General features: G+C 71.2%; 9 protein-coding genes and 1 pseudogene. 5 read left to right on the top strand and 5 right to left on the bottom strand.

The window, feature by feature from the left end:
- Window positions 1-76 precede the first annotated feature (76 nt).
- From IH26_RS0136055 to acs, 4 genes are all read right to left on the bottom strand, one after another.
- A complete protein-coding gene (locus IH26_RS0136055) occupies window positions 77-991 on the bottom strand; it encodes an alpha/beta fold hydrolase (protein ID WP_030440754.1) in 915 nt (304 codons plus the stop codon).
- Window positions 992-1,025: 34 nt separating this feature from the next.
- Entirely contained in the window at window positions 1,026-1,397 is a 372-nt protein-coding gene (locus tag IH26_RS54415; protein WP_051809159.1) for a hypothetical protein, read from the bottom strand.
- 120 nt (window positions 1,398-1,517) lie between these two features.
- Window positions 1,518-3,827 carry an immune inhibitor A domain-containing protein gene (locus IH26_RS0136045; protein ID WP_425394426.1) on the bottom strand — a complete coding sequence of 770 codons (2,310 nt, stop codon included), beginning with the start codon at window positions 3,825-3,827 and terminating at the stop codon, window positions 1,518-1,520.
- Between the two features lie 257 nt (window positions 3,828-4,084).
- Window positions 4,085-6,070, bottom strand: coding sequence for an acetate--CoA ligase (acs, locus tag IH26_RS0136040; RefSeq protein ID WP_030440751.1), 1,986 nt, complete (start codon window positions 6,068-6,070; stop codon window positions 4,085-4,087).
- A 206-nt stretch (window positions 6,071-6,276) separates the two neighbouring features.
- Here acs and IH26_RS0136035 point away from each other — a divergent pair, with 206 nt between their 5' ends.
- Entirely contained in the window at window positions 6,277-7,017 is a 741-nt protein-coding gene (locus IH26_RS0136035; protein ID WP_030440750.1) for a Fic family protein, read from the top strand.
- A 60-nt stretch (window positions 7,018-7,077) separates the two neighbouring features.
- The gene (locus IH26_RS0136030; protein WP_030440749.1) at window positions 7,078-7,563 is read left to right on the top strand and encodes a PH domain-containing protein; all 486 of its coding nucleotides are present in this window, start codon (window positions 7,078-7,080) and stop codon (window positions 7,561-7,563) included.
- Window positions 7,564-8,280: 717 nt separating this feature from the next.
- On the opposite strand, the gene IH26_RS0136025 is transcribed toward IH26_RS0136030, so the two are convergent.
- The gene (locus IH26_RS0136025; RefSeq protein WP_030440748.1) at window positions 8,281-9,078 is read right to left on the bottom strand and encodes an HAD family hydrolase; all 798 of its coding nucleotides are present in this window, start codon (window positions 9,076-9,078) and stop codon (window positions 8,281-8,283) included.
- Window positions 9,079-9,577: 499 nt separating this feature from the next.
- On the opposite strand from IH26_RS0136025, the gene ssd reads away from it, so the two are divergent.
- The 3 genes and pseudogenes from ssd (at window position 9,578) to IH26_RS0136010 (ending at window position 12,588) form a co-directional block, all read left to right on the top strand.
- On the top strand, window positions 9,578-10,639 hold the full coding sequence (ssd, locus tag IH26_RS0136020; protein ID WP_030440747.1) for a septum site-determining protein Ssd: 1,062 nt from the start codon (window positions 9,578-9,580) through the stop codon (window positions 10,637-10,639).
- Window positions 10,636-11,875 (top strand): annotated as a pseudogene (locus IH26_RS54410) (TadA family conjugal transfer-associated ATPase). The gene ssd and the pseudogene IH26_RS54410 overlap by 4 nt, the downstream one beginning before the upstream one ends.
- Entirely contained in the window at window positions 11,872-12,588 is a 717-nt protein-coding gene (locus tag IH26_RS0136010) for a hypothetical protein (RefSeq protein ID WP_211268817.1), read from the top strand. The pseudogene IH26_RS54410 and the gene IH26_RS0136010 overlap by 4 nt, the downstream one beginning before the upstream one ends.
- Window positions 12,589-12,658: the final 70 nt, after the last annotated feature.

The following is a 12,658-nucleotide window of genomic DNA, read 5'->3' as shown; positions in this document are numbered from 1 at the left end:
CCACTGATCACCGAATACGCCGACCTCGAACAAACCCGCTACGCCCGCACCAGCAACACCCACCGACGACCAGCCACTACACGGTCTTGAGCCAACGCAGAATCTCACCGGTCACGAAATCCGGCGCCTCCAGGTGCAGGAAGTGGCCGGCGTCGGGGATCAGGCGCCACTCGTACGGCGCGATCACGTAGCGACCGGAGCCCTGCGCCGTCCGCGGCAGGGTGGCCGTGTCCAGCGCGCCGTGCAGCTGCAGGGTGGGCGTGATCAGCGGGTGCTGCATCAGCTTGACGAACCGGTAGCCCTGCAGCCGGACCGCGCTGCGCGCCACCCAGCGGTACGCCTCGAGCGCGCAGAACGCCGCCTGCGGGATCTGCATCGCCCCCCGGCAGCGGGCCACGTAGTCCGCGAACTCGGGCGTCTTCCGCCACTGCGGACCGGCCCAGCGGGTCATCAGCTCGCCGACCAGCGCCGCGTCGTCCCGAGTGAGCACGTGCTCGTACCGCGGCACCTGGAAGCGCAGCACGGTCGACGAGGCGGCCAGCTGCCCGCGCGGGTCGGCGAAGAGCGCGGCCCGCAACCGCAGCGGGTGCGCCGCGCCCAGCACCACCAGGCGGCTGACCAGCTTGGGGTGGAACGCGGCGGCGGCCCAGCCGATCATGCCGCCGGCGCCGGCCCCGACGATCATCGCGGAGCGCTCGCCGAGCGCCCGGATCAGGCCGGTCACATCCGCGGCCATGGTGTAGCCGTCGTAGCCGCGCGGGGGTTTGTCGCTGGCGCCGTAACCACGCAGGTCGATCGCGACGGCCCGGAAGCCGGCGTCGGCGACCCGGGTCAGCACGTCGTGCCACGCCCACCAGAACTCGGGAAAGCCGTGCAGGAACAGCACGAGCGGGCCGGTCCCGGCCTCGACGACGTGGAACCGGCTGCCGTTCGCGCCGACGAAACGGTGCGTCCAGGGCCCCTCCACCAGGACACACGACTCGTCAACCATGGGTCCAGCCTAGGCGGTTCGGTGGCATCGATGGTCACCGCAACGGCTCGGCGACCGTCATCTCGAGGAACCGGCCCGGACCGCAATCGATCCGGATCTTGGCGGGGGTGCCCTGGATCCGGGCCCGGGTGCCCTTGTCCAGACGAGTGCCGGCGACGGAGTGCAGGGCGTACTGGATGCCGTCGTCGGTGACCAGGCCGTAGCAGGGGCCGGTGCCGCCGGCCGTGACCGTGCCGACGATCCAGCCGGCGGGCTTGTCGTTGTCGGTGGGCTCGCTGGGCGGCCCGCTCGGGGGCCGGGTGGGGGAGAAGCCGGGACTCTCCGGGCCGATGGGCTGCATGCTCGAACAGCCGGCTGCCAGGGCGACCAGCAATGCGGCGAGGGCTGCCGGCTCGGCGTACCTCATGGTCGGTTTGTCCTTCCGAGCGAAGCGAGGCGTGCCGAGTATGACGTGGCGCGAGCCCCGCGGGTTCCGGAAACGCGGACGGCGCCCGGAGAGCACGCTCCCCGGGCGCCGTCGTGCGGATCAGGAGACCGCGACCGTCATCGAGGTGCCGTTCTGGCTGAGCACCCCGATCTTGACGCCGACCGCGGGCAGCTTGACGCCCTGGTTCGGCAGTTCGGTGTAGAAGTACTTGCCCTTGTCGTTGAAGACCGGGCTGGGGAACTGCGGCCACACCGGCGAGGCCTTGCCGTCGACGTGCAGCAGCATGCCGTCGGTCGGGTACAGGCTGAACGGAGCGTCGTAGACCTGGATCCGGGACCGGAACGGAACGCCGTTGACGTTGTTGAACGGCTTCGGGTGCGAGTCGATGTAGAGGTTGCGGCCCGCACCCGGGTGCACGTTGGTGTTGTTGTCGGCCTGCGAGGTGTCCCAGTACGAGATCAGCAGACCGGTCTGGTAGTTGTAGTGCTCCACCCAGCGGGGCTTCGTGGACGTCCAGCCGAAGTTGTACGGCCCGGTCGCGAGGTACCGGTCGTACGACGTGTAGCTGCGGTTGCCGGCGATGTAGTAGTTCGGGTACTTGCTGGTCACGTTCGCGCCGACGATCGAGAAGCCGCCGAGCGCCCACGTCGTGGCGCCCTCGGCGCCGTCGGCCAGGACGGTCGCGCCGTCCGCCGTGATCGTGAGCTCGTCACCGAAGAAGCCGCCCGCGGAGACGCCGCCGTCGGTGATGTAGTGCAGCCGGAACTTGATCGCCTTCCCCGCGTACGCGTTCAGCGGGATCGCGATGTCCGCCCAGGCGCCGTTCGAGCTCCCGGTCAGCGCCGGCACGTTGCTCGAGTCGACCGGCAGCGGCGCGCCGTTGAGCGTGCCGTTCTGCGGGGTCCAGGTCGTCCCGCCGTCGGCGGACACCTCGAAGTACAGGTAGTCGTAGTCCTTCTCGATGTTGTACCGGCCCTTGACCGTGACGCTGCCGCTGGTCTTGCCGGTCAGGTCGATGTCGTGGGTGAGCGAGGTGTTGAGCCCGTCGGCGTTGCCGGAGAAGAACTGCTTCGTCCCGGCGAACGGCTGGCCCAGGTCGGTGGTGACCGCCTTGTCGGGCAGCGTGACCACGACGGCCTGCGGCTTCTTGCTGTTGTACTCCTCCGGGCCGAGCTGGACGACCTTCTTCTGGCCGGCCTTGACCGAGGCGTAGTTGAGCCAGCCGAGCTGCAGCTTGTTCCAGGCGCCGAGGTCGCCCGGGTGGGTGCCGATCGCCTGGTCGCCGGCCGCGCCGAGGCGGCTCTGCGCCATCAGCGTCCAATATTCGCTGTTGTTGTCGCCACCGCCGCTGGTGTCGTAGTCGTCCGGCAGGCCGAGGTCGTGGGTGTACTCGTGCACGAAGACGCTCAGGCCGCCGTTCTCGGGCTGGATGGTGTAGTCACCGATCCAGACGCCGGTGTTGCCGACCTGGGTGCCGCCGAGCAGGTTGCCCGCCGGGCCCGTGGTGCCCTGGCCGGTCGAGTACGCGTACCACCGGTGGCTCCAGATCGCGTCCTCGCCCTGCTGCGGGTCGCCGTCGGCCTGGTCGCCGCCGGCGTGCACGATCTGAAAGTGGTCGATGTAGCCGTCCGGCTCGTTGAAGTTGCCGTCGCCGTCGTAGTCGTAGCGGTCGTACTGGTCGAACGACTTCAGGTCGGCGGTCACCTCGGCGAGGGTCCGGCCGGCGGCCAGCTGGTCGGCGACCCACTGGTTGGCAGCGTCCCGCACGAGCGCCCAGACGTTGTTGCAGACGTGGCTGCCGCAGACGTCCCGGCCGTAGCGGGCCTCGTTGTACTTCACCTTGACCCAGTCGGTGACCTCACCGTCCACGCTGTACCGGCCGGACGACTGGGACTCGAAGTACTTCTTGACGGACTCGGTGTTCTTACCGACCCCGAAGTACAGGTTCCGGTAGTAGTCGGCCGAGTAGTCCGACTGCCAGATCGTCGAGTTGTTCGTGGTGCGGTCCGGCTGGGGGATCGAGTTGTTGAGCGGCCCGTCGAAGGTCGCCGGGCCGGGCGTGTTCGGGTCGGAGTCGACGTCCGGGTAGGCGGGGTCCCGATCGTTGCCGAACTCGGCCAGGATCACGAAGATCTTGTCGGTGCGCTGGCGGCTCAACTCGACGTACTGGTCCTTGCCTTTTCTGCCCCCGATGCCGCCGCGGGTGTGGCCGACCTTGACGACCTGGCTGCCGTTCCTGGTCTCGGCCTTGGCCTCGCCGCTGACCACGTCCGAGACCGCCTGCGTCCGGAGCGCGCGGCGTTTGTCCTCGAGGGGGTTGGGCAGATCGTCGACCTGGGACTCGCCTCGCGAGATCGCCGAGGGGGCCGGGTCGACGGGTGGTGCCGCCTGGGCCACCGTCGGGAGCATGACCCCGACGCTGGTGACCAGCACGGCGCCGAGCAGTCCTACGACTACCTTGCGCACGACGCTTACCTCCGCTTATGTGGCCGGGCGCTAGGGGTGCGGCCCGGCTGTAAAACGGCCCCGTCGTTCGGGGCTTGGGTAAACGTATGTAAAGACAGCGATGTATTGGGGAAACCGATATCGATCAGTTACGTGCTATGCCAGGACCATAACGTGTTCGGGGGCCGGCGAGCGCCGGCCCCCGAAACGTACGGTCGGTCCTAGTCCTCGGATTTTGCGGTCTTCATGCCGTCGGAGATCAGGTCCATCACCGCGGAGTCCTGCAGCGTTGTCACGTCGCCGAGCGAGCGGTGCTCGGCCACGTCCTTGAGCAGGCGGCGCATGATCTTGCCGGAGCGGGTCTTCGGCAGCTCGGCGACCAGCATGATCTGCCGCGGCTTGGCGATCGGGCCGAGCGTCTTGGCCACGTGGTTGCGCAGGTCGACGGTGAGCTGCTCGCCCTTGTCGCCGGAAGTGTCCACATTGCCGCGCGGGATCACGAACGCCACGATCGCCTGGCCGGTGGTCGGGTCGGTCGCGCCGACCACCGCCGACTCGGCGACCGCCGGGTGCGAGACCAGCGCCGACTCCACCTCGGTGGTGGAGATGTTGTGGCCGGAGATCAGCATGACGTCATCGACCCGGCCGAGCAGCCAGATCGCGCCGTCCTCGTCGCGCTTCGCGCCGTCACCGGCGAAGTAGACCCACGAGTCGCCCTGCCCGGTGCCGGCGCCGAAGCGCGACCAGTACGTGTCGATGAACCGCTTGTCGTCGCCCCAGATCGTACGCAGCATCGACGGCCACGGCTCGCGCAGCACCAGGAAGCCGCCGCCCCCGTTCGGCACCGACTCGGCCTGGTCGTCGACCACGTCCGCGCTGATGCCCGGCAGCGGGGTCATCGCCGAGCCCGGCTTGGCCACCGTCACGCCCGGCAGCGGCGAGATCATGATGGCCCCGGTCTCGGTCTGCCACCAGGTGTCGACCACCGGCGTACGGTCGCGGCCGATGTTCTTCCGGTACCAGATCCAGGCCTCCGGGTTGATCGGCTCGCCGACGCTGCCCAGGATGCGCAGCGACGACAGGTCGTAGCCGGCCGGGAGGTCGTCGCCCCACTTCATCATCGTGCGGATCAGGGTGGGCGCGGTGTACAGAATGGACACGCCGTACTTGTCGACGATCTGCCAGAAGCGGTCGCGGCCCGGGGTGTCCGGCGTGCCCTCGTACATCACCTGGGTGGCGCCGTTGGAGAGCGGGCCGTAGACGATGTAGGAGTGGCCGGTCACCCAGCCGATGTCGGCCGTGCACCAGTAGACGTCAGTCTCCGGCTTGAGGTCGAAGACGGCGTGGTGGGTGAACGACGTCTGGGTCAGGTATCCGCCGGTGGTGTGCAGGATGCCCTTCGGCTTACCGGTCGTGCCCGAGGTGTAGAGGATGAACAGCGGGTGCTCGCTGTCGAACGGCTGCGCCTCGTGCTCCGGGCTCGCCTGCTCGACGGTCTCGTGCCACCACTTGTCCTTCTCGCCCCAGGCGACCTCTTGCCCGGTGCGGCGGACCACCAGCACGTTCTCGATGCTCGGGCACTGCGCGACGGCCTCGTCGACGGTCGGCTTCAGCGCCGACGGCTTGCCCCGCCGGTAACCGCTGTCGGCCGTGATCACCAGCTTCGCGTCGGCGTCCTTGATCCGGGTGGCGAGCGCGTCCACCGAGAAGCCGCCGAAGACCACGCTGTGCGTCGCGCCGATCCGGGCGCAGGCCAGCATCGCAACCGCGGCCTCCGGGATCATCGGCAGGTAGATGGCCACCCGGTCGCCGGCGCCGACGCCGAGGTCGGTCAGCGTGTTGGCGGCCTGGCTGACGCTCTTGAGCAGATCGTTGTACGTGATCGTGCGGGTGTCGCCGGGCTCGCCCTCCCAGTGGATGGCGACCTTGTCACCCCGGCCGGCCTCGACGTGCCGGTCGACACAGTTGTACGCCACGTTCAGCTCGCCGCCGATGAACCACTTCGCGAACGGCGGGTTCGACCAGTCGAGCACCTGGTCCCACTTCTTCGCCCAGGAGAGCCGCTCGGCCTGTTCGGCCCAGTAGGCGAGACGGTCGGCGGCCGCCTCCTCGTAGGCATCGGCCTTGACGTTGGCGTCCGCCGCGATCTGCTCCGGCGGCGGGAAGGAACGTGTCTCCGATGACAGGTTCGCCAATGTCTCGCTCATGAGGGCGGCTCCTCTTCGCTGCTACGCAGGGTTTCTCGTTGCACACTAGTTCCGCCGGTGTGGCCCGGCGACACTTGCCCACCGGATCGCGCCCGATGGCGCGATGGGCGCGCTGGATGACCGATTGCTGATTGGTACTGCGCGAATCTTGCCAGTTGCGAGCCACTTCGCGCATCCCATGCTCGATGATTCTTACCCGCTACCGTATGCTGGTGGACCCTCTCGCCCCGCTCCTCGACCTCGCCGACGTCGCGCCCGCCCTGGCCGAGGCCCGTGACCGTGTCGACACCGCCATGCGGCACCGGGCGCTGCGCCGGCACGGCGGCCAGGTCGCGGCCGAGGCCAGCCTGCGCGCGGCGGTGGCGAGTGCCGCCCTCGAGGGCCATGCGTACGACGTCGAGGAGGTGCGCGGCGGTACCGTCACCGATCCGGTCGTGCAGGGCGCGTTGCGGGTCGCCGAGGGTCTGGGCGGGCTCGTCGATCTCTGGCCGCGGGCGCCTCGTCAGGTGCTCGCCAAGCTGCACGTGTTGGCCGCCCGGGGCGTCGTCCCCGCCGACGATCTCGGCAAGCTGACCGGCAGCGCGGACCGTATCGGCGGCCTGGCGGAACTTGTCACGAAAAATCCGGACAAGTCGCAGCCGGTGCTCCTCGCGGCGATCGTCCACGCCGAACTGCTCACCCTGCGCCCCTTCGCCGGTCCGTCCGGCGTCGTGGCCCGCGCCGCCGCCCGCCTCACCCTGATCAACCGCGGTTTCGACCCACGCGGCCTCATCGCCGTGGAGATCGGCCACCTGGCCCGCGAGCCCGAATACGTCGGTTCCTCGGGCGCCTACGCCACCGGCACCCCCGACGGCGTCCGTTCGTGGCTCCGGCACTACGCCGCCGCGGTATCCGCCGCCGCCGACGAGCTGACCGTCATCGGCGATGGGGTTCTAGCCGCCGCCTGATCAGTCATTCTTCGGTCGATGCCGCCCGCCCGACGACGAACCGCTGGGATACTCGCTCGCGTGCAGGAAACCTGGACCCGCCCCTACTCACCCGGCCCCGGCCGCTGGCTGGTGATCGCCTGGGAGGCGGCGGCGCTGGCCTTCCTGGCCTGGGCGACCGTCCGCCAGTTCGACCTGTCCGGCCAGGGCGCCAAGCTCGTCGCCGGCACCCTGGCGGCGGTCTGGGCGATCGGCACTCACCGCATCCTCCGCATGGGGGCATATGTGGGCAACACGGGCGTGCGCATCCACGGCCTCCTACGCTCCCGCACCATGCCGTGGCGCGACGTGGCCAACGTCCGCCTGCACAAGGCCACCCAGCGCCTGGGCCCCTGGGAGATCGAGACCGGCATGACGGTCCTGATCGAGCGCCACGACGGCTCCTGCGTCAACACCGAACTGTGGGCCAAGGGCGTCGACTTCCACGCCCGCCCTTCGCTCTTCCGCGCCGTCTACCAGGAGCTTCGAGCCCGCCACCGGGCTTCCCAAAACCTTGAAACCACTTGACCGTACGACGAGGCCGAGTTCCCGCTTTCGCCGCCCGGCTGGTTGCAACCCCGGCTCCGCGCGCGGCCGCCGGGCTGTCCCGGCGGGCCGGCAAAGCCGACCGTTCTCGGATGAGCACGGGCACAAAATAGAGCCGGCGTCCCGCTAGGGGCGCCGGCTTTAGCGCGTCCGGACCGGGTTATCAAGCGTGCACCTGAGTCGTTGTCGACAGTCCTGAAGCCTCTCGGCTGAGGTCCCGCCGCAACGTGCCTGCCGTGGCTGATCGCGCGTGGGTTCCCGGTGGCCGTGCACGAGCCCCGATGCTGGACCTTGAAACTCCCGGACACTCCGCAGCTCAGGTATCCCGACGAAGCTCAGGTATCCCGACCCCCGGGAATCCCCGGTTTCCAGGCCCTCCGCAACGTTGCTCGCCAGTTCTTTCTACGCCGCTCGCCGCTTGATCGCCAGGGCTTCCGGGCGGCAAACCTGGCGTTTCAGATTAGTCAGACCAAAACCATTCGCCCAGCTCACTGACCCTGTGTTGACCATGCACGGGGCGGGCACGCGGTAGCTACGGCGGGCGAAGGATCGCAGCGAGCGGTCTGCTGGAGCGGGAGCCGTCGGCGATAGCCGGCCCGCCGGGACAGCCCGGCGGCCGCGCGAGGGGCCGGAGTTGCAACCGGCCGGGCGGCTAAGGCGGGGGCTGAGGATTGGCGTACGGCCAAGGGATTTTTGAAGTTAGACGGCGGCTCGGGAGCGGCGGTGGCGGGCATAGATGGAGAGGGCGATCGCGGCGCCGACGCCGACGCCCAAGGCCGCGGCGACCGGGACGGCTGGGCCGCCACGGAGGCGTTTGCCGACCGGGATGGGGTTGCGGAATTCGAGGATCGGCCAGGAGTTTTCCAGCGCGGTGCGGCGGAGGGCACGGTCGGGGTTGACGGCGCTGGGGTGGCCGACCGATTCCAGCAGCGGGAGGTCGCTCGCCGAGTCGGAGTAGGCATAGCAGTCGGCCAGGTCGTAGCCGCGCTGGTCGGCGAGCTCGCGGACGCCGACGACCTTGTTGGGGCCGGCGGCGTAGAACTCGATCGCGCCGCTGTAGCGACCGTCGACGATGCTCATCCGGGTGGCGATCACGTCGGTGATGCCGAGCAGCGCGCCGATCGGGCGGACCATCTCCTCGCCGGAGGCCGAGACCAGCACGACGTCGCGGCCGGCCGCCTGATGTTCGCTGATCAGGGTGGCGGCCTCGGCGTAGACATACGGATTGATCAGCTCGTCGAGGGTCTCGGCGATGACCTGCTGGACCTGCTCGACCCGCCAGCCCTTGGTCAACGCCGCTAAGTAGTCGCGGGTGCGGGCCATCGCCTGCTCGTCGCCGCCCCCGCCGAGGCGGAACATGAGCTGTGCGTAAGCGGATTTGACGACGTCGCGCCGGCTGATCAGGCCGTCACGGTAGAACGGCCGTCCGAAGGCCAGGGCGCTGGACTTGGCGATGACGGTCTTGTCGAGGTCGAAAAACGCGGCGCTGCGGCCCACGGGCCGAAAGTGTAGCCGCAAGAGGGGCACCGCCGCCGTCCCCGGCACGCCGCGCGGGGCCGGTGACTGGCTGTGAAATCCGTCAGACGGGCACCACCCTCGCACCGTGCCACAATCGGTACTCGACGTGTGCGCCTTTCGTGAGGCATGCTAGTGCTGTTGCGATCGGGATTCATGTTGTGTGGTCGCACGATCCACAATCCGCTTCTGACACCTGACCCTCGGTGGTTGCGCCCCCCGCGATCACCGAGCCGATTCGGCTCGACCCCCCCGGAGCCGAATCCTCGGACGGCCCCCGTCTCCCCCGACGGGGGTCGTTCCCTATATGCGGGCGGTGTCAGATTCACGACAGTTCCGCGATAGCAGATCCACTCGCGGCGAGGACGCTGTCCACAGCGGATTGAGTTATCCACAGCTCGGCAGATCGGCGTTGTGCGGCCCTGGCGGCGTCGGCGACGGTGGGCGCCTCATCCGCCCGATGCCGTGTTGGAGAGCCGCGATGTCCGCTCCGCGCCTGCCCCTTGTCGTGACCGCCGATCAGGACCTCCTCGACGACCTGCTGCGCCTCGCCGCGGCCGGCGGCACCGAGGTCGAGGTGGCCGCCGATCCCGCCGCCGCCCGCGCCCGGTTGCCCGCCGCGCCGTTCCTCGTGTTCGGCGCCGATCAGGTCGTCGCCGGCCTGCGGGCGCGGCTGCCCCGACATCCGCGCACCCTGATCGTCGGCCGGCACACCTGGCCGCCGGGCGTCGAGGAGGCGGTGAAACGCTTCGGCCCGGTGCACGTCTGCCTGCTGCCCGACGGCGAGGCCTGGCTGGTCGACCGGTTCGCCGCGGCAATGACGGCCCCGTCACCGCCACCAGCCGACGCCCGCACGCTGGCGGTGATCGGCGGCTGCGGCGGCGCCGGGGCGAGCACGCTGGCCGGCGGCTTGGCGGTCACCGCGGTCCGCGCCGGGCACCGCACGCTGCTGGTCGACGCCGACCCGCTCGGCGGCGGGCTCGACCTGCTGCTCGGCTGGGAGGGGCTGGACGGTCTTCGGTGGCCGGCGCTGGCCCGGGCGGGCGGCCGGATCGATCCGCCGGCGCTGCTGCGAGCGCTGCCCCAGCGCGGCGACCTCGTGCTGCTGTCGTTCGCGCGGGACGACGCGCCGTTCGTGCCCAGCGAGGCGATGGCGGCCGCGCTCGACGCGGGCCGGCGCGGCCGCGACGTGATCATCGCGGACCTGCCCCGGCAGCTCGACGACGCGGCGGTGCTCGCGCTGCAGGCGGCCGACCGGGTGGTGCTGGTCGTCCCGGCCGAGTTGCGGGCCACCGCCGGCGCGTCCCGGGTGGCGCGGCTGATCCGCGTCCATCGCGACGACCTCGCGCTGGTGGTGCGCGGCCCGGCGCCCGGCAAGCTGCGGCCCGAGGAGATCGCGCACGCGCTGGGGCTGCCGCTGGCCGGGCTGCTGCGGCCCGACCCGGAGATGTGCCGGCAGGTCGAGTACGGCCGGGCGCCCGCCGCGACCGGAAAGGGGCAGCTCGCCAAGCTGTGCCGGCAGCTGATCGAGGAGTTGGCATGACCGGGTATGGAGCACTCGCTACCTCGGTGCGGCAACAGTTCGCGGTGGGTGGGGTGGAGGCGACGCCGGCCACGGTGCGGCACGCCGTGCGACGAGAGGCCGGCGCGCTCGGCGACACGGCCGTGCTGCGGCTGGCCGACCGGGTCCACGACGAACTGGTCGGGGCCGGGCCGCTCGCGCCGCTGCTCACCGATCCGGCGGTGACCGACGTGCTGGTCAACGGTTTGCAGGTGTGGATCGACCGGGGACACGGGCTCGAGCGGACGGCGATCAGTTTCCGCGACCACGAGGAGGTGCGGCGGCTCGCCCAGCGGCTCGCGGCGGCCTGCGGGCGGCGGCTCGACGACGGGCAGCCGTACGCGGACGCCCGCCTGCCCGACGGGACCCGGCTGCACGCGGTGCTGCCGCCGGTCGCTGCGGACCTTCCGGCCGCGGCCGTTCACGCTCGACGAGCTGGTCGAGCACGGGACGGTGGCGACCACGGTGGCGCCGGTGCTGGCGGCGATCGTGCGGGCGCGGCTGGCCTACCTGGTGACCGGGGGCACGGGCAGCGGCAAGACCACGCTGCTGTCCACGTTGCTCGGGCTGGTGCCGCCGAGCGAGCGGATCGTGCTGGTCGAGGACGCGGCCGAGCTGCGGCCGGTGCACCCGCATGTGGTCGCGCTGCAGGCCCGGACGGCCAACGTCGAGGGGGCGGGGGCGATCGGGCTGACCGATCTCGTCCGGCAGGCGCTGCGGATGCGACCGGATCGGCTGGTCATCGGGGAGTGCCGCGGGGCCGAGATCGTCGACCTGCTGGGCGCGCTGAACACGGGGCACGACGGCGGCGCTGGCACGCTGCACGCCAACACCGCGGCCGACGTGCCGGCCCGGCTGGAGGCGCTGGGGCTGCTCGGCGGCTTGCCCCGGGCGGCGCTGCACGCGCAAGTTGTGGCGGCGCTGCAGGTCGTGCTGCAGGTGCGTCGGGTGCCGCAGGGGCGGGTGCCGCTGGGCCTGGCGTCGCAGGGGCGGGCGCCGCAGGGCTTGGCGTCGCGGGGGCGGGTGCCGCAGGGGCGGCTGCTGGAGTCGGTGAGCGTGCTGCTTCCGGCCGGCGAGCAGCGGCTGGCGACGGTGGTGCCGGCTTGGCGGCTCGGGAGTGGTGCCGCGGCGGGGGCTACGGCGCTGGCGCGGTTGCTGGCCGGTCGGGGTGTCCCGGTGCCGGCCGTGCTCGAGCCGCCGGTGGGGGTGGGCTCGTGAGGGCCGCGCTGCTGGTGTGCGTGGCGGCGGTGGTCGGCTGGCCGGGTCGGCGGCTTCGGATGGGGCCGCGAAGGGGCATGGTGCTCGGCGCGGCTGCGGCCGTCGTCATCGGACTGCTGGTCGGCGGCCCGGTGCTCGCGGTGGTGGCGGCGGTCTACGCCGGGCTCGGGGGACGAGCACTCCTGCGGCGGTCGGCGCGGCGGCGGGCCCTGGCCGAGCGGCAGTTGGCGATCGCCAAGCTGGCCGGGCTGGCGGCCGATCTGCGGGCGGGGCTGCCGCCGTCGGGGGAGGAGTTCGCGCCGGGACGGATCGGGCGGCTCATCACCTCGGTGTGGCGGCTGGCCGAGCGGACGGGGGCGCCGGCCGCGGATCTGGTCGAGCGGATCGAAGCCGATGCGCGGGCGGCCGATCGGGCGGCGGCGTCGGCAACGGCGCAGGCGGCGGGGGCGCAAGCCACGGCGGTGCTGTTGGCCGGGCTGCCGGTGGGTGGCATCGGGCTAGGGCTGGCGATCGGGGCGGATCCGGTGGGGGTGCTGCTGCATACGCCGCTGGGTGGGGCGTGCGCGATCGGGGCGGTGCTGTTGCAGGGTGGCGGGTTGATCTGGTCGGAGCGGCTGATGGTGGGGGCGTCGCAGCTCGCCGCGGGGGATTCCGCTGCTGAGGGGGCTGCGTTCGAGGCGGCGGCGTCGTTCGGTGCGGGGGCCTCGCGATGAGGGGGCGGTGTTCGTTGGATGCGCTGCTCAGCGCAGGTGGGCCGGTGCGGGTGGCGCTGCGACCGTGCTG

The sequence above is a fragment of the Actinoplanes subtropicus genome, assembly GCF_000721705.1.
Classification (GTDB): Bacteria; Actinomycetota; Actinomycetes; order Mycobacteriales; family Micromonosporaceae; genus Actinoplanes; species Actinoplanes subtropicus.
Note: the sequence above shows the minus strand (reverse complement) of the source record. Positions and strands in the feature narration are given on the sequence as shown.